This window comes from Mycobacterium sp. 23, assembly GCF_048287075.1.
Lineage (GTDB): Bacteria > Actinomycetota > Actinomycetes > Mycobacteriales > Mycobacteriaceae > Mycobacterium > Mycobacterium gordonae_B.
Window position 1 is genome coordinate 106,541 of the sequence record NZ_JBLVUX010000005.1, and the last position, 16,926, is coordinate 123,466.

The following is a 16,926-nucleotide window of genomic DNA, read 5'->3' on the forward strand; positions in this document are numbered from 1 at the left end:
GATCAACCCGGTAAGTTCGCTGGGATGGGAGTCGATCTCACCGTCGCGGTCGCCGATGGGGTCGCGCTGCTCACCCTCAACCGGCCGGAACGGCGCAACGCCTACACCGCGCAGATGGGCGCGCTGCTCAACCAGGCCTACCGGGACTGTGACGCCGACAACGGGGTGCGGGTGATCGTGCTCACTGGTGCCGGGGACGCGTTCTGTGCGGGGGCCGACTTCGCCGCGGCGGCAAGCCCTTTCGATTCGCCATCGGGGGATGCGTTCACCGCGTCGCCGACCGATCCCGCGGCATTCGAACTGCGCACGCCGGTGATCGCGGCGGTCAACGGACATGCGATCGGGATAGGGCTGACCATCGCCCTGCAGGCCGATCTCCGGATCATGGCGCAGGACGCCAAATACGCTGTGGCCCAAGTGCGCCGGGGCGTCATCGGAGACTGCATGTCGCACTGGACGCTGCCGCACCTGGTGGGTGGTGCCGTCGCGGCGGAGTTGTTGCTGACCGGCCGCACCTTCGACGGGCACGAAGCGGTCGCTCTGGGCGTCGCATCCCGTGCGTTGCCCGGGGCGCAGGTGCTGCAGCACGCGATGACCATCGCGCGTGACATCGCCGTCAACGTGGCACCCATGTCTGCGGCGCTGAGCAAGCGACTGCTCTGGGACACGATGAGCAAGGGCTACACGCCTCGCCAGGTCGCCGACCTGGAGACGCAGCTGCATCACCGGGTGATGGGCAGCCCGGACGCACGCGAGGGAGTCGAGGCGTTCGTGCAGCGCCGTCCGCCCCGGTGGAGCGGGTCGAAGACAGAGGAGCGCGACCGATGACCAGCGTCCGAAGCCGGGCCATGCCCCTGTTGCTCCACCTGACCGGCAGGCACCGCCCGTACGCCAGCGCCGACGCCGCTCGCGCGCACATCGAGCAGCGCGCCGCGCACCCACAGCCGTTCGGGCCGCCGCCCCGGTTGCGGCCCAAGGTGGACATTGCGCTGCAGCATCGGTCGAGTTGGCCGATCTACACGCTGACACCACTCGCCTCGGCACCTGACCTCACGGTGATCTACCTGCACGGCGGCGGCTGGGTCAACGAAATCACCAGTCAGCACTGGCAATTGGCGGCGCAGATCGCGCACCAGGCCGGTGCGACGGTGATCGTCCCGATCTATCCGCTGGTGCCGTCCGCCACCGCCGTCGACGTCATACCCACAATCGTCGAGATGGCGGCCCAGCACAACGATGTCTACCTGGCCGGCGACTCGGCCGGCGGTCAGATCGCCCTGTCCGCGGCGCTGCTGCTGCGCGACGAGCACGGCCTGGACGTTGCGGGCACGGTGCTGATCTCGCCCCTGGTGGATGCGGCGCTGAGCAACCCGGCCATCGCAGCCGTCGAGTCGACAGACCCGTGGTTAGGGCGCGAAGCGCTGCGGGTGTTCGCCGACGGCTGGCGCGGCGACCTGCCGGTCGACGATCCGCGGGTCAGTCCGCTGATGGCCGACCTGACCGGGTTGGGCCCGATGACGGTATTCAGCGGAACCCGCGACATCTTGAATCCGGACTCGCGGTTGCTGGTCGACAAGGCCGCTGCCGCGGGCGTGGACGTGGAGTATTACGAGGAGCCGGGATTGTTGCATGTGTACCCGTTGACTCCCACCCCGGAAGGCCGTGCCGCGCGGCGGATTATTGTCGAGCGGATCGGTGGCGCAACCGGATCGAGGAGGAGGTAGTCGGCTCATGAACATTCCCGACCGTCAGCGGGCCATGGTGATGAACGGGCCCGGCGTTGCGCCGGTGGCCGTGGAGAGGCCCGTTGACCAACCCGGACCCGGACAGGTGTTGGTCAAGGTCAACGCCTCGAGCCTGAACTTCCACGACAACGTCAACCTGATGGGTCTGCTACCCGGGCCTTGGCCGCGGGTGCCGATGAGCGACGGAGCGGGCGAGGTGGTCGCCGTCGGCCCCGACGTCGTGGATCTGCGCGTCGGGCAGCGGGTGATGGGCGCCTTCAACCCGGGCTGGCAGGACGGCCCGCCGACCCCGGACAACAAGCGCGACCTGCCGGGTGACAGCTGCGACGGATGGCTGCAGCAATACCGCGTCGCCGATGCCACCGGTGTGGTTCCGACGCCCGAGCACCTCACCGATGTCGAGGCCGCCACCATCCCGTGCGCGGCAGTGACGGCGTGGGCCGCGCTCAAGGAGGCCAATATCGGGGCGGGCGACGTGGTGGTGACGCAGGGCACCGGTGGCGTATCGCTCTTCGCCGTGCAACTCGCGCAGGCGTTGGGCGCCATCACGATCCTCACTTCGTCCTCGGATGACAAGCTCAAGATCGGATCCGACTTGGGGGCAACACATCTGATCAACTACCGCACCACTCCGGGGTGGGACGCGGAGGTGAAGCGGCTCACCGACGGGCGCGGCGCCCACCTGGTCGTCGAACTCGGTGGGCCCGCCACGTTGGCGCAGTCGCTGCACTCGACGCGGATGGCCGGCACGATCGCGGTGATCGGGGTTCTCAGCGGGTTCGACACGACGCCTATCGCTGTTGCCGAAGTGATGCTGAACAATTTGCGCATCATCGGGATCACCGTCGGCAGCGTCAGTACTCACCGCGAAGTGTGCGACGTGATCGCGGAGTCTGGGATCAAACCGCACATCAGCCACGTCTACGACTGGGAAAACCTCGATGAGGCATTGCGGGTGATGCGCGCCGGCGAGCACGTCGGCAAGATCGCCCTCACCATCCCGTGACCGCCGAGCGGCCCTACTTCGACCTCGGCAGCTATCACCGGCCGGTGGAAACCGTTGCTGCGCAAGCACAAACCTGGTTCGACCGCGGCCTGGTCTGGGCGTACGCCTTCAACCACGAGGAAGCGATCCGCTGCTTCGAGCGTGCCCTCGAGCACGACCCCGATCTGGCCATCGCGCGGTGGGGGATCGCCTACTCGGTGGGACCGAACTACAACAAGGCATGGGAGGCGTTCGACCCGGTCGACCTGGCGGCGTCGCTGTCGCGCGCGCGTGCGGAACTCGCGCTGGCCGCCCAAGGGCGGGCCACCGCCGTCGAGCAGGGACTGATCTCGGCCCTGCGCACGCGGTTTTCGGACGACCTGGACGCCGCGCGCATTGCCTACGCCGACGCGATGACGGCACTGGCCGCCGAGTTTCCCGACGACATCGACGTGCAGGCCCTGGCCGCCGACGCGCTGGTCAACGTCACCGCCTGGGCGCTGTGGAACACCACCACCGGCCAGCCGGCCCAAGGCTCGCGGGCGCTGGAGGCTCGACGGATTCTCGAGGGCGCGCTGGCCGGGCCGCAGGGCCGTACCCACCCGGGGATCCTGCATCTGTACCTGCACACCATGGAGATGTCGTCGACTCCTGAAGTCGCCCTGCCGGCGGCGGATCTGTTGCGCGGCCTGGTGCCCGACGCGGGCCACCTGCAACACATGCCGAGCCACATCGACGTGCTGTGCGGCGACTACCGCAGCTCGATCGAGGCGAACAGTGCTGCGGTAGAGGCGGATCGGCGCTTCGTCGAGCGTGCGGGCCCGCTGAACTTCTACTCGCTCTACCGCGCGCACGACCTGCACTTCATCGTGTACTCGGCGATGTTTCAAGGACAGTCGCAGATCGCCCTGCGGGCCGCCGACGAGCTGGCCGCCCAGCTGACACCCGAACTGCTCGCCATCGAGTCGCCGCCGATGGCCGACTGGCTCGAGGCGTTCGTTCCGTTGCGAACCCATGTGCTGGTGCGGTTCGGCCGGTGGGAAGACCTGATCGCACAGCCGTTGCCGGCCGACCCGGATTTGTACTGCACCACCGCGACGACGATCCATTACGGGCGCGGCGTCGCCTTCGCTGCGAGCGGTCAACTCTCCCGCGCGCATGCCGAGCGCGCCGCGTTCGCCGACGCGTACGCGCGGATCCCAGCCTCCCGTTATCTGTTCAACAACACCAGCCGCGACATACTCGCGGTCGCCGCCGCCATGCTCGATGGCGAAATCGCCTATCGCGAAGGGTGTTTCGATGACGCGTTCACCCATCTACGGCGCGCCATCGAGCTCGACGACGGGTTGCCGTACGACGAACCGTGGGGATGGATGCAGCCCACCCGGCATGCCTACGGCGCGCTGCTGCTCGAGCAGGGTCACGTCGACGAGGCGGCCGCGGTGTACGCCGCCGACCTCGGCCTGGACCCCACGCTGGCGCGGTGTTGCCAGCATCCGGGCAACGTGTGGAGCCTGCACGGCTATCACGAGTGTCTGCAGAAGCTGGGGCATACCGCCGAGGCGACCATCATCGGCCAGCAGCTGGCCCTGGCCGTCGCGCGTGCAGACGTGCCGGTCCGTGCGTCGTGTGCCTGTAGACTCGGCAGCGTTTAGCCGGCGACTTACCGGGGCAGCTGTGTAGGCATGACGGACAACTTGAGCAAAGAACCCACGCCCGACGAGGCGGAAGACAACGCGTTCTTTCCGTCGCCGTATTCGCTGAGCGAGTACACCCAGCCCAAGACCGACTTCGACGGCGTGCAGCATCAGGGCGCTTACACCGGCGGCCGGTGGAAGGTGCTGGTGCTCGCGACCGAAGAGCGTTACCTCCTGTTGAAGAACGGCACGATGTTCTCCACCGGCAATCATCCCGTCGAGACGTTGCTTCCGCTGCACCATCTGATGGAGACCGGTTTCGAGGTCGACGTCGCGACGGTGAGCGGCTATCCGGTCAAGCTCGAGCTGTGGGCGATGCCGCGCGAGGACGAAGCTGTGCTGGCTACCTACGAGGCGCTCAAGCCAAAGTTCAAGCAGCCGAAAAAACTTTCCGACGTGGTGGCCAACGAGCTGGGTCCGGATTCCGACTACCTTGCCGTGTTCATCCCCGGCGGCCACGGCGCGATGGTCGGCCTGCCGGACAGTCGCGCCGTGGGGGAGGCGCTGGAATGGGCGCTGACGAACGACAGATTCATCGTCACGCTGTGTCATGGCCCGGCGGCGCTGCTTGCGGCCGCGCTGGACAAGCAGGAGTCGCCGTTCAACGGCTACTCCGTGTGCGTGTTCCCCGATGCGCTGGACTCTGGTGCGAACATCGACATGGGTTACCTGCCAGGCGAATTGACGTGGCTTCTCGCTGACCGGCTGAGTAAGCAGGGACTGACCATTCTCAACGACGACATGACCGGCAGGACCTACCAGGACCGTCGACTGATCACCGGCGACAGCCCGCTGGCCGCGAACGAACTCGGTCGCATCGCTGCCGATGCGCTGCTGGAGGCGTCTGGTAGCTGAAGTTGTTGCGGCTAGAGTCCTTACGCATGTCAGAGGAGTCAGCGCGCAACTTCGTATCGCTGCCGGAAGGGTCGCAGGGCCCGCTGTCCGCATCCGCTGGGCGGCTGCTGATCACCGGCGTCGACGCCGCCGGTCGGTCGTGCGCGGAGCAGGACGGTCCGGTCACCTTGGACGGGTTTCCTGGTTTCGAGGGGATCTTGTTCTCCGTGCTCTACGCGACGCCGTCGGCCCCCGCTTTATCGGACGGGGGCCGCAGCGCCGACACCCTGGACCTGGGGGTCCCGCCCGGCGCCATCAACTGGAAGATCATCGATTACGGTCCCGGCGTGGCCTTTTCGATGCACCACACCGACACCGTGGACCTCGATCTCGTGCTGTCCGGCTCGGTCGAACTGCTCCTGGACGACGGCGCGCATCCCCTGGCCGCCGGTGACACCGCCGTCGTCACGGGTGTCGATCACGCCTGGCGCACCGGGCCCGATGGGTGCCGGCTCTCGGTGATGTCGGTCGGCGTCGCGGCGGAGAGCAGCTCCACCGCCACATAGCCGGAACTCAGCGCGGGAGTCTGAGACAGCGGATCGACGGGTTCGGCGTCGATCAGCAGATTGCGGTTCACCCCGAAGACCTGTGGCTCGGCCGTGCCCTTCGGGTCGAAGACCCGCGACCCCCATCCGTGATCCAAGACGAGCAGTCCGCGGCGGGGCCGGTCGCTCAATGACGCCCGCACCTGCACCGCACCCACGGGGGAGGACACCCGCACCAGATCGCCCTCTCCGATGCCGAGGCCGGCGGCGTCGGCGGGGTGGATGAGCACCACGCTGCCTTTGCCGCCAGGGTGCAGCCCGGGTAGGTCGTTGAGAAACGAGTTCATTGAATGGCGGTGCCGGCGGTTGCCAAGCTGGAACGGGTATCCGTCCGGGGTTTCAGGCGGCGGCGCGGCAAGCAGTTCACGAGCGCGCCCGACCAGAGCGGCGGGCGCGACCTGCACGCGCTTGTCCGGAGTGCGCAGCGCGTCCGCGAAGCGGCCGTATTGCCGGGGGCCGAGCACCATGCCGTGCTCGTTAGCTACCACATCGCGCCATTTCAGCTTGCGGCCGTTGACCTTTCGCGACATGCTGATCAGCAGCCGGTCGATCCAGCGTGGTGAGAATTGCAGAGCCGGGCGACGGGTGAGGCGGGCCAGCCGCCGGCTGGCGAAGATGAACGCGTTGACACCCCTGACGCCGAACAGCGGCACGTCCATGGCCAGCGTCAGGTCGACGAAGATCCGCCAGGCCTCGCGCGCCCCCGGCGGGGGTTCGACCGCCCGCCGGCCGTACTGCACATACGGCTCGTCATGCAGACCGCTGGTCAGCGCCAGCAGGTCATCGCGCTCGAGCCAATGCACCGCGGGCAGCAGCCAGTGCGCGTGGCGGTGGCTTTCGCGCTGGACCATGTCGATGACGACCAACAGGTCGAGCTGTGCCAGGGCCTGGTCCAGGGCCGGCCCGTTCGGGCCCGAGATGACCGGGTTGCCGGCGTTGATCAGCAGAGCACGGATCTGTCCCGGACCGGGTGTGGTGATCTGGGCGGGCAGTTCGCTCAGTGCGTGCACACCCGCCACCATCGGGCGGCCGGTCAGTCGGCTGCGGTGACCCGAAGGTTTGATGGCGCCGGCCAGTTTCATCGCATCTAGGTAGCCGGGTTCGAAGCGCCGGCCGCCGGGTCGATCCATCCGTCCGGTGATGACGTTGAGCACCTGACCGAGCCATTCGCCCACCGTGCCGGACAGGTGCAGCGAGACGCCGGTCCGCGTCACCACCATGGCGGCCGGCGCATCGGCGAATTCTCTTGCGATGTCTTCGATCTGGTGGCGCGGCACGTCGCACCGCGCAGCCAGGTCGTTCAGGTCGGCTTCGGCGGCCACCTCTCGCAGTGCCGTCATGCCGGTAGTCAGGTGGGTGCAGTCGGTGACGTGTTCAAGGTGTTCGACGAGTATGACTTTGACCATCGCGAGTAGCAGTGCCCAGTCCTGGCCGGGACGCACCGCGATGTGGACGTCTGCTTTGTCGGCGGATTCTGTGCGCAACGGATCTACCACGACGATTTTGGCGCCCTGACGCTGCCGGGCCAGCGCGCGCTGCCAGCCACCGGGTGCGCTCTCCAGCCAGTTCCAGGCGCTCACCGCGGGATTGGCGCCGACCAGCAGGAAGAAGTCGCAACGGTCGATGTCGGATACGGGCACCATGATCGAGGACCCGTACATCGCGTCGGCTACGACGTGCACGGCATTCTGGTCGACTGAGCCCACCGCATAACGGTTCTGGGTGCCCACCGCATCCAGCCAACCGTTCATGAACATCAGATTCGACGCCGAGTATCCGGCGGGGTTGCCGTAATAGGCGCCGACGGCATCGGGACCGTCGGCCTCGATCAACGCTGTCATCCGCGCGGCGATGTCCGAAATGGCCTCGTCCCAGGTGGATTCGACATACCGGTCACCCATCCGCCGCATGGGTGTCAGGATCCGGCGCGGATGCTCGACCAGTGCGGCAGCGTTGCGGCCCTTCGCGCAGAAGTCGCGCCAACTGTGCGGGTTCTGCTTGTCGGCCGAGATCTTGGCCACCCGGTTGCCCTCGACGTTGACCTCGATGCCGCATGAGGCCAGGCAGTAACGACAGAAGGTGAACACGGTGTGCGCGTCACCCGAGGGTTGTCCCATGGTCCTTTTGTACAGTACCGCCGACGTTACAATCGTGCCTGCAACTGTATCGCGATGCGGATGGGGGGCTACGTGGCCGATTCACCGTCGAAGATGATCGATGCGCGGATTGCGGAACTGGGGGACTGGCGTGGCGAGATGCTGGCGCACATCCGCGCGCTGATCAAGCAGGCCGTCCCGGACGTCACCGAAGAATGGAAGTGGCGGGGAGTCCCGGTGTGGTACCACGACGGAATGATCTGCACCGGAGAGACCTACAAGAACGCGGTCAAGGTGACCTTCGCCAAAGGTGCTGCGCTGCACGACCCGTCGGGCATGTTCAACGCCAGCCTGGACGGAAACACTCGTCGCGCCATCGATTTTCACGAGGGCGACACGGTTGACGACGAGGCGCTGACGGCGCTCATCCGGGACGCCGTTGCGCACAACGTGTCGAAGAAGGCCGGAAAATGAGCGGTCAACCACGAGACATCCGGGAGCTGATGGGCGACGCCGACGCCTACCGGGACGAGCTCTATCGGCGCTGGACGGGCCTGTTGAGTTACCGGTACATCGGGCGCAACCACTCGTCGATGAACCTCGGCGAAGCCGACAACACGGTGACCATCCGCCGTGACATGCGCAACGAGGCCGGCGGCATCATGGTTGCCCCGCTTGCCATCTCATCGCCGGAGGGGTGCCAGACCGACATGGTGGCGGTGCCCAATCCGGTGATCGCCTCGGTGCAGATCATCGATCCGGGCTACGACGTCGCCCGGGTCGAGATTGTGGGTTCGGGCATCGTCCACCAAGGCCGCACGATGGGCTACGGCCGGTGCAGGATCGTCGACGCCGACAACCCGGACCGGGTGATCGCCTTCAACGAAGGGCAGGGCGCGATCATCGGCATCCCGCCGGAAGGCCTTGATCGGATGGATGTTTCGGGCACCGAACTCGTGATTGAGGATTCCCCCGATCTGCCGCCGCTGTGGGCGGCGTTCGGGGCGTCCAAGCGCGACGACGGGCACTGGGTGTTGCCCGCGTTGAGTGCCGAATACGCCTCGCCCGACGCCGCCCTGCACATCGGTCCGCAACACGTCGTGCTGGAGACCGCCGCGACCGACCTCGCCGCCGAGGTCGCCAGGACGCGCCGGGTGCAGGTCATCAGCTGGCACGTGATGTTCATGTCCCGCGGCAAGGTGGGCCCGTTCCGGGTGGAAGGCTCGGCCTACCCCGGGGGACCCGGACGGGTCGGGGTGCGGATGCTGCTGCACGACGAGGGGAACGGGGACAAGGCCGTCACATCGGCAGCGGCGGTCTTTGACGTCGTGGGCTGAACCGGGCGAGTGTGAACCGCACGACGCGACATGCCGGTCAAGCGTCGCGCGGTTCCCATTCGGGCGCGTCAGACCGTGGTCAGCGCGTCCGTTTTGGCTGAATCCTCGCTGGGCTTTGGCCACGGGGACGGCTTCGGGCGCTGCCGGACGCGTTGCGGCCACCAGAACCACTTGCCCAGCAGCGCGGCGATCGACGGCGTCATCAGGGACCGCACGATCAGGGTGTCGAAGAGCAGACCCAGACCGATGGTCGTGCCGACCTGCCCGATCACGATCAGCTCGCTGACCGCCATCGTCATCATCGTGAAGGCGAACACCAGACCCGCGGAGGTGACGACGGACCCGGTGCCACCCATGGCCCGGATGATGCCGGTGTTGAGGCCGGCATGGATCTCCTCTTTGAACCGGGACACCAGCAGCAGGTTGTAGTCCGCCCCGACCGCCAGCAGGATGATGACCGACATCGCAAGCACCATCCAGTGCAGCTCGATGCCTATCAGGTGTTGCCAAATGAGCACCGAAAGCCCGAAAGACGCACCCAGCGAGAGCAATACCGTGCCCACGATCACCGCCGAGGCCACCACGCTGCGGGTCAGGATCAGCATGATGATGAAAATCAGGCACATGGAGGCGATTCCGGCGATCAGCAGGTCGTAGTTGCTGCCCTCCTGCATGTCCTTGAAGGTCGCCGCGGTGCCGCCGAGCAGAATCTTGGAGCCCTCCATGGGCGTGCCCTTGAGTGCCTCGTAAGTGGCCTTCTTGATCGCGTCGATGTGCGAAATGCCTTCTGCCGACATCGGATCACCGTCGTGGCTGATGATGAAGCGCACGGCGTGGCCGTCGGGGGAGATGAAGTTCTTCATGCCCTTCTTGAACTCAGGGTTGTCGAACGTCTCCGGCGGCAGGTAGAACGAGTCGTCATTGCGGGACGCGTCGAACGCCCGGCCCATGGCCGAGGAGTCGCGCTGCGCCCGCTGTTGCTGTTCCAGCAGACCCTTCTGGGTCGAATACATGGTCAGCATCATTGTTTTCATGTTCTTCATGTTCGCGATCATCTCGGGCATCAGCGCAACCATCTTCGGCATCAGCGTGTCGAGGTGATCCATCACCGGCAGCAGGCTCTGGATGTCGTCGGTCATCGTGTCGACCCCGTCGAGGGCGTCGAACACCGACCGCAACGAGAAGCAGACCGGAATGTCGTAGCAGTGCTTCTCCCAGTAGAAGTACGAGCGGATCGGCCGGAAAAAGTCTTCGAAATCGGCCATATGGTCCCGTAATTCGGCGACGTCGATCGTCATCGCGTGCATCTTGCCGACCATCACGTGCATGTCCGCGGCCATCTGCGTGGTGATGCTCTGCATCTGCTCCATGCTGTTGATGGTCGTCTGCATCTCGTCGGATTGCTTGAGCATGTCCGCGATCTGGTCTTCCTGATATTTCTGCGTCATCTGCTGGGAGACGCCCTGCATGCTGATCTGGAACGGAATCGACGTGTGCTCGATCGGCTTGCCCTCGGGGCGCGTGATGGCCTGCACCCGACTGATTCCCGGCACCCGGAAGATCGCCTTCGCGATCTTGTCGATCACCAGGAAGTCCGCGGAGTTGCGCAGGTCGTGATCGCTCTCGATCATCAGCAACTCGGGGTTCATCCGCGCCTTGGAGAAGTGGCGGTCGGCGGCCGCGTAGCCGGCGTTGGCCGGCAGATCCGCGGGCAGGTAGTTGCGGTCGTTGTAGTTGGTTCGGTACCCCGGCAGCGTCAACAGGCCGACCAGCGCGATGCCGATCGTCATCACCAGGATCGGGCCGGGCCACCGCACGACGGCGGCGCCGATCTTGCGCCACCCGCGAATTCGCTGGGCGCGCTTGGGTTCCAGCGTCTGACGGAAGCGCGTGGCCACCGCGATGACCGCGGGACCGAGCGTCAGGGCCGCGAGCACCACCACGACCATGCCGATGGCCAGCGGCACGCCGAGGGTCTGGAAGTAGGGCAGGTTGGTGAAATGCAGGCAGAAGGTGGCGCCGGCGATGGTCATGCCCGACCCGAGCACGACGTGCGCCGTGCCGTGGAACATGGTGTAGTACGCGTCTTCTCGCGACTCGCCGACCGCCCGGGCTTCCTGATATCGGCCGATGAGGAAGATCGCGTAGTCGGTCGCGGCCGCGATGGCCAACGTGACCAACAGGTTCGTGGCGAACGTGGAGAGTCCGATGATCTGGTGGTAGCCGAGGAAGGCGACCACGCCGCGGGCGGCAGCCAGTTCGAACACCACCATGCCCAGAGTGAGCAGCACCGTGACGATCGACCGGTAGACCATCAGCAGCATCGCGATGATCACCACGAAGGTTGCCGCCGTAATCAGTTGCAGGCTGCGGTCTCCGGCCAGGTGCTGGTCGGCTTCCAGGGCAGAGGGGCCCGTGACGTAGGCCTTGACACCGTTGGGCGGCTTGGCGCTGTCGACGATGTGCTGAACGGCCTCGACCGAGTCGTTGGCCTTCGTCTCACCCATGTTTCCGACGAGATAGACCTGCACGTAGGCGGCCTTGCCGTCGTTGCTCTGCGCGCCGGCGCCGGTGAGGGGGTCGCTCCAGAAGTCCTGGACGTGCTCGACGTGTTGCTTGTCGGCCTCGAGCTTGCGGACGATCTGGTCGTAGTACGCGTGCGCGTCGGCGCCAAGCGCATTCTGGCCCTCCAGCACGATCATCACCGAGCTGTTGGACTTGTACTCCTTGAACACCTCGCCGACCCGCTTGGTCGCGATCACCGACTGCGCGTCGTCGGGGCTCATCGAGACCGAGCGCATCTTGCCGACCTCGTCGAGCTGCGGGACCACCGTGTTCAGGACGGCGATCAGCGCGATCCAGCCGATGATGACGGGCACCGCGAACTTCCGCAGGAAACGCGGAATCGCCGGGCGCGCCGCGTGTCTCGGGATGGGGGCGGTGTCGGCCCGGCTGTCTTCGTTGTCGGGCCGTCTGTCTTCGAGGGTGGTGCTCATGCGGATTTCACCAGGCAGGAGGTCAGGGCGTGCACACCGTTTGAAATTTTCTCGTCCTTGACTTCGTCGTCGACCGTGATGCGGCAGCCGAGGTAATCGCCGTCGCTCTGCGCCGAGATGTTGGGGAACACTGACGGGGCGGTGGTGCTCAGGACCAGAGTCCAGGGCAGCGGCGCGTCATCGAGTCGCCGCGGCTCAGCACTGAGATCCAGGTAGTTCACGTTGGCGCTGGCCGCCGAGCCGAAGATCTCGTACTTGACGACCTTGGGCTTGAACGGCTTTGAGTCATCCACCTTCGGGCTGGTCAACGTGTCCGCGTTCTCCGCGGTGAAAAACGACTTGACCCGGTGCACGGTGAACCCGCCGATCGCTACGACGGCCACGATCAACAGCGGCAACCAGGCGTTACGCACTATCTTGGCCATCTGCTACGCGATCCCTTCCCGGCTGGGCAATCCGATCTGCTGACTCGAGTTGCGTTGCGCTGCAGGGGGATCGAACGCCTGTGCCCCGTACAGCGCAAAACGGCCCGACGTGACATGGGCGGATGTCTCGAAAAACCGAGGCATAGTCGAGTTCCGCCGCCGGACCATGGATACATAATCTGCACTTTTTGCAGATCATGCAAGTTTATGTGTTTCTGGTCACGCCGTTCACTTGGTGAAAATGCTGTTGACCAGGGCGGCGGCCCGCTCGACGTAGGGCATCGGCGTGTCGTCGGCGTCCTGGGGTTCGCTGCTGGACCAGCGCTCGATGCCCGACCGGACGGCCGTCAACGCCAGCGCCGAGATCAGCGCCGGAATTTCGTCGTCTGAGGGCATGCCCTGGCGCTTGGCGACGATCTCGGTCAGCTGGCCCTGAAAGCGCTCCAACTCGGCTAGGAACGACGCCAGCACCGCCGGGGTGGTCTTGGCCAGGTCCAGCATGCAAACGGCCTGTTCGCGCTGCGGCGGCATGTCACGCAGATGGTGTGCGGCCAGCGTGATCAGATCCGCCAGGACCACCGACAGTGGCGCGGGGCCGGCGGCGACGAACTCATCGGCCAATTCGGCGGGCAGGTCCGAGGGGCCGTAGGCGATGGCCGCTTCCTTGTTCGGGAAGTAGTTGAAGAACGTGCGGGTCGAGATGCCCGCCTGGACGCAGATCTCCTCGATGGTGACCTTGTCCCAACCGCGTGCTTGTGCCAGGCGCACGGCGGCTCCGCGGATGTCCGCGCTGGTCTGCCGGCGGCGACGCTCGCGCAGACCCATGTGATTCGCCATGTGCACATATTTGCACAAACTGCACACTTTGCACGCAAAACGAGGTGTAGGCCACCCGGGGTCAGCGTTTGCCCCAGTCCCACGGCGGCGTCGTCAGCAAACTCTGTCCGGTGATCCGGGTCTCGCCGAAATCCTTGTACAGCTCGATCTGCGTCCCGTCGTCGAGCGCCGCCCGCAGCGAGTCGGAGTGGGTGACCACCACGACCTGAGTGTGCTCGGCCGCGACCCGGATCAGCGCGGCCAACGGACCGACGAGGCTCGGATGCAGCGAGGTCTCCGGTTCGTTGAGCACCATCAACGAAGGCCGCTGCGGGCTGAGCAATGCGGCCGCCCACAGCAGGAAACGCAGTGTGCCGTCGGACAATTCGGCAGCGCGCAGCGGCCGCAGCATGCCGGGTTGCTGCAGTTGCAGATCAAACAGGCCGTTGTTGAACTCGACGGTGACGGTGGCCCCGTCGAAGGCGTCGGCGACGATCCGGCTCAGGTCATCGAACCCTGCTTCGATGATCGTCTGGATCGCGGCGGCCAGATCCTTGCCGTCGTCGGAGAGCACGGGAGTGCGGGTGCCCACCTGCGGTAGCCGGGCCGGCGCGGCGGCGTCGACCCGGAAGCCGTCGTAGAACCGCCACCCGCGCAGCCGTTCACGCACGGCGGCGAGCTCTGGAAGTGCTTGCGGGTGTGCGTATTCCGTCAGCACGCTGCGGTAGGACGGTAGGGTCCGGCTCAGCTCGTCGAATCCGGAGTCGCCGCTGACTTCCGCGAAGTCGCGGGTTCGGCGAACCAGGGTGGTGGCGCGCCGCAGGACGGGGCCGGCGAAGATGGCCTCGCGCTTGATCTCCGGATCGCGCGAGAAGGCCGAACGGTAGCCGGCCATCTGCGGGATGCCGAGATCGACGAGGTAGCCGAAATCGTCTGCGGCGAAACCGAGTTCGAGCGACAGCGGCCGGGTGCGGGTTGTGCCCTGGGTTTTTCCTTCCCGGCGGGCTCCGGAGAGCTGCTCGGGACCGGCCCACAGCACCGACTCCAGGCCGCCCTCGCGGGCCAGTGAGCCGATGATTTCGCCGCGCCCGCAATCGGCCAGTAGTCGCAGCGCGCGGTAGACCGACGACTTGCCGGTGCCATTGGCTCCGGTGACGACGGACAGCCGGCCCAGGGGCAGCACGATGTCGCGCAGCGAGCGGTACCCGCGCACGGCGATCGTCTGGAGCATGGACGCGACTTTAGCGGCGGGGGGTGACAGGGGTGAAATTAGTTGTGGGGCAGGGGGATTCGCTAGGGCTAGTTGTTAACGACCGTAGTTCCTACACCGCCGGGACTGTAGCTGATGTATATGGGGTGGTCGTAGAAAGGCTTGAAACCGGTGTTCATCAGGCCGGACGAGATGACTGTCGGCGTGTAGGTGTTGGTGTTGTACTGGTACAGCAACTGGGTTTGGCCGGGGTCCGCCCAGACCTTGATCGTCGTGTTGGGCGGAAGGCTGCCCGCGCCGCCGATCACCGACGACGGCATGGTGCCCAGCACGCCACCAGAGTCGACGATTGACGGTACGGCTACTACGGGATTGGCCCCCACCTCTACATACAAGGTGGTGATGGGAGAGCCATTCATGGAGAACTGAGGCACTCCCGGGTTCGGACCGAATTGCAACTTGCCGCCGGCCATGTCGATGAGTGCGCCCTGGCCGAGGTTGCCCGGCAGATACTGGTTCGGGATGCTGGGTCCCGGTCCCACCGCGTTCGGGCCGAGGCCCCAGACCCCGTCCACGCCGGCGGTCGCGAAGTACGCGTCGAACGGGGTGACGAAGGGGTTCTTCAGGAACTCGGTGAAGTAGGCCGAGATGGCGAATGGTGACGTGGGAATCGAGAACAACACAACGTTGACCGCGGAGGGCGCGCTGACGAGGCCGTTGCCGAAGTCGACCGACGTCGGGTAGCTGGCAAAGAGGTAGGTCAGCCCGCCGCTGTAGGCGCTGATGTTGATTCCGTGCGGGATGCCCAGCTTGAGCAGACCCGGTAGCCCGCCGATGTCCTTGATCTGCATGACCAGGCCGGCGGATCCGGTGTCGACCAGAATCGGTCCGCTGGTGTAGCCATTGACGGAGAGGTTGACCACCGGTTCGGTGGTCTGGATGGTCGGCATGGAAATGGTCTTGCCGTCCCAACCAGCGCCGCTGAAGCCTTGACCGCCCCAGATCATGCCGCCGTGGCCGCCTGTGCCGCCATAACCGAGTGGCAACGTTGGATTAGTTCCGAGCCCGCCGGCACCACCATTGCCGCCGGTCCCGAGCAAGTAGGCAACGCCTCCCGCGCCACCGTTCCCGCCGGCGCCTGCCCCGTTCGCGCCGCCCCAGCCACCCCAGCCGCCGTTACCGAACAACCAGCCGCCATTGCCGCCGGCACCGCCAGCTCCACCATTGGCACCCGTGCCGCCGGCCCCGCCATTACCGATGAACCCGGCGGAACCGCCCGCGCCACCTGCCCCCGCGACCGTCTGCGAGTACCCAGCCCCGCCGTTGCCCCACAGCAAGCCCCCGGCCCCGCCGTTCGGCGACGCCGCGGTGCCGGCCGCCCCGTCACCGATCAGCGGACGTCCCAGCAGCAGTTGGGTGGGCAGGTTGATTACGCCGAAAACCGGGTCAAGCACCGACGCGGCCGTCGCCTCCGCGGAGGCGTAGGACCCGGCCGAGCTGCCCAGCAACAGCACGAATTGCTGCTGGAATGCGCTGAGCTGAGTGTTCAGCGCCTGATATTCCTGACCGAACCCGGCGAACAGTGCCGCGATCGCGGTGGAGACCTCGTCAGCGGCGGCCGCCGCAACCCCCGTGGTCGGCAGGGCAGCCGCCGCGTTGGCCGCGCTCAGCGCCGAGCCGATGTTTTCCAGATCCGCTGCCGCCGACGTGACCCAGTCAGGAGCCACGGCTAGAAACGACACGTCGCCCCCTAAGCGTCAGTCACCGGTGATGTGCGCCAAGCGTATCGAGTTCCCCGCCCGGCTTCCGGGCTTTCGGCACACCGGTTCGTCATCACATCGAATACTCACACGGATGGGGCGCCGCCGCAGCGCGAAGACAGTTCGTCCCGCGACATGGCGGTGGTGGTTGTGCTTTGTTGGCGATCGGCGACCGCAGCGGCAATCTCGCCGACCGGCTGGCGCCGTCGTCGCAGCGCCCGTGCGGTTGTCTCGCGAGATGGCGGTAGTGGCTGTCCTTTGTCGGCGAACCGCGACCGCAGCGGCAATGTCGCCGACCGACCGACCGACCGACCGACCGGCGCCGCCGCACGCAGCGCGAAGACAGTTCGTCCCGCGACATGGCGGTGGTGGTTGTGCTTTGTCGGCAAACCGCGACCGCAGCGGCAATCTCGGCGCCAA

Annotated in this window: 14 protein-coding genes; 8 read left to right on the forward strand and 6 right to left on the reverse strand. The window is 66.3% G+C overall.

Going from position 1 to position 16,926, the window contains the following annotated elements; translation table 11 throughout:
- Positions 1-24 precede the first annotated feature (24 nt).
- From ACNQS7_RS01860 to ACNQS7_RS01885, 6 genes are read left to right on the forward strand one after another with little or no spacing between them, the layout of a single operon-like run.
- Complete coding sequence (locus tag ACNQS7_RS01860; protein ID WP_418011190.1) at positions 25-828, forward strand: enoyl-CoA hydratase/isomerase family protein; 804 nt, start codon at positions 25-27, stop codon at positions 826-828.
- Positions 825-1,724 carry an alpha/beta hydrolase gene (locus tag ACNQS7_RS01865; RefSeq protein ID WP_418011191.1) on the forward strand — a complete coding sequence of 300 codons (900 nt, stop codon included), beginning with the start codon at positions 825-827 and terminating at the stop codon, positions 1,722-1,724. Before ACNQS7_RS01860 ends, ACNQS7_RS01865 begins: the two co-directional genes overlap by 4 nt.
- Before the next feature lie 7 nt (positions 1,725-1,731).
- Positions 1,732-2,751, forward strand: a complete 1,020-nt coding sequence (locus ACNQS7_RS01870; protein WP_418011192.1) for a zinc-dependent alcohol dehydrogenase family protein — start codon at positions 1,732-1,734, stop codon at positions 2,749-2,751.
- Positions 2,748-4,385 (forward strand): tetratricopeptide repeat protein, encoded by a 1,638-nt coding sequence (locus ACNQS7_RS01875; RefSeq protein WP_418011193.1) that lies wholly within the window; start codon positions 2,748-2,750, stop codon positions 4,383-4,385. Before ACNQS7_RS01870 ends, ACNQS7_RS01875 begins: the two co-directional genes overlap by 4 nt.
- 30 nt (positions 4,386-4,415) lie before the next feature.
- A complete protein-coding gene (hchA, locus tag ACNQS7_RS01880) occupies positions 4,416-5,282 on the forward strand; it encodes a glyoxalase III HchA (protein ID WP_418011194.1) in 867 nt (288 codons plus the stop codon).
- Between the two features lie 26 nt (positions 5,283-5,308).
- A complete protein-coding gene (locus ACNQS7_RS01885; RefSeq protein WP_418011195.1) occupies positions 5,309-5,827 on the forward strand; it encodes a cupin domain-containing protein in 519 nt (172 codons plus the stop codon).
- On the opposite strand, the gene ACNQS7_RS01890 is transcribed toward ACNQS7_RS01885, so the two are convergent.
- Positions 5,740-7,983 (reverse strand): molybdopterin-containing oxidoreductase family protein, encoded by a 2,244-nt coding sequence (locus ACNQS7_RS01890; protein ID WP_418011196.1) that lies wholly within the window; start codon positions 7,981-7,983, stop codon positions 5,740-5,742. The genes ACNQS7_RS01885 and ACNQS7_RS01890 overlap by 88 nt on opposite strands.
- A gap of 54 nt (positions 7,984-8,037) precedes the next feature.
- Between ACNQS7_RS01890 and ACNQS7_RS01895 the strand changes: the two genes are divergently transcribed.
- On the forward strand, positions 8,038-8,436 hold the full coding sequence (locus ACNQS7_RS01895; RefSeq protein WP_418011197.1) for a DUF1801 domain-containing protein: 399 nt from the start codon (positions 8,038-8,040) through the stop codon (positions 8,434-8,436).
- Positions 8,433-9,299 carry a hypothetical protein gene (locus tag ACNQS7_RS01900; RefSeq protein WP_418011198.1) on the forward strand — a complete coding sequence of 289 codons (867 nt, stop codon included), beginning with the start codon at positions 8,433-8,435 and terminating at the stop codon, positions 9,297-9,299. Before ACNQS7_RS01895 ends, ACNQS7_RS01900 begins: the two co-directional genes overlap by 4 nt.
- A gap of 68 nt (positions 9,300-9,367) precedes the next feature.
- Here the strand turns inward: ACNQS7_RS01900 and ACNQS7_RS01905 are convergent, their stop codons facing one another.
- From ACNQS7_RS01905 to ACNQS7_RS01925, 5 genes are all read right to left on the reverse strand, one after another.
- Positions 9,368-12,295 carry an RND family transporter gene (locus ACNQS7_RS01905; RefSeq protein ID WP_418011199.1) on the reverse strand — a complete coding sequence of 976 codons (2,928 nt, stop codon included), beginning with the start codon at positions 12,293-12,295 and terminating at the stop codon, positions 9,368-9,370.
- A complete protein-coding gene (locus tag ACNQS7_RS01910) occupies positions 12,292-12,720 on the reverse strand; it encodes an MmpS family transport accessory protein (protein WP_055576702.1) in 429 nt (142 codons plus the stop codon). Before ACNQS7_RS01910 ends, ACNQS7_RS01905 begins: the two co-directional genes overlap by 4 nt.
- 228 nt (positions 12,721-12,948) lie before the next feature.
- On the reverse strand, positions 12,949-13,557 hold the full coding sequence (locus ACNQS7_RS01915) for a TetR family transcriptional regulator (protein ID WP_418011200.1): 609 nt from the start codon (positions 13,555-13,557) through the stop codon (positions 12,949-12,951).
- Between the two features lie 61 nt (positions 13,558-13,618).
- Entirely contained in the window at positions 13,619-14,767 is a 1,149-nt protein-coding gene (locus ACNQS7_RS01920) for an AAA family ATPase (RefSeq protein ID WP_418011201.1), read from the reverse strand.
- A gap of 68 nt (positions 14,768-14,835) precedes the next feature.
- Positions 14,836-16,488: a PecA family PE domain-processing aspartic protease gene (locus ACNQS7_RS01925; protein WP_418011202.1), complete on the reverse strand. Its 1,653-nt coding sequence runs from the start codon at positions 16,486-16,488 to the stop codon at positions 14,836-14,838.
- Between the last annotated feature and the right edge of the window lie 438 nt (positions 16,489-16,926).

Coding starts and splice junctions, on each gene's coding strand:
- ACNQS7_RS01915 (WP_418011200.1), bottom strand. CDS start 13,557: ATGGCGAATCACATGGGTCTGCGCGAGCGTCGCCGCCGGCAGACCAGC.
- ACNQS7_RS01905 (WP_418011199.1), bottom strand. CDS start 12,295: ATGAGCACCACCCTCGAAGACAGACGGCCCGACAACGAAGACAGCCGG.
- ACNQS7_RS01890 (WP_418011196.1), bottom strand. CDS start 7,983: ATGGGACAACCCTCGGGTGACGCGCACACCGTGTTCACCTTCTGTCGT.
- ACNQS7_RS01870 (WP_418011192.1), top strand. CDS start 1,732: ATGAACATTCCCGACCGTCAGCGGGCCATGGTGATGAACGGGCCCGGC.
- ACNQS7_RS01885 (WP_418011195.1), top strand. CDS start 5,309: ATGTCAGAGGAGTCAGCGCGCAACTTCGTATCGCTGCCGGAAGGGTCG.
- ACNQS7_RS01910 (WP_055576702.1), bottom strand. CDS start 12,720: ATGGCCAAGATAGTGCGTAACGCCTGGTTGCCGCTGTTGATCGTGGCC.
- ACNQS7_RS01865 (WP_418011191.1), top strand. CDS start 825: ATGACCAGCGTCCGAAGCCGGGCCATGCCCCTGTTGCTCCACCTGACC.
- ACNQS7_RS01860 (WP_418011190.1), top strand. CDS start 25: ATGGGAGTCGATCTCACCGTCGCGGTCGCCGATGGGGTCGCGCTGCTC.
- ACNQS7_RS01920 (WP_418011201.1), bottom strand. CDS start 14,767: ATGCTCCAGACGATCGCCGTGCGCGGGTACCGCTCGCTGCGCGACATC.
- ACNQS7_RS01900 (WP_418011198.1), top strand. CDS start 8,433: ATGAGCGGTCAACCACGAGACATCCGGGAGCTGATGGGCGACGCCGAC.
- ACNQS7_RS01895 (WP_418011197.1), top strand. CDS start 8,038: ATGCGGATGGGGGGCTACGTGGCCGATTCACCGTCGAAGATGATCGAT.
- hchA (WP_418011194.1), top strand. CDS start 4,416: ATGACGGACAACTTGAGCAAAGAACCCACGCCCGACGAGGCGGAAGAC.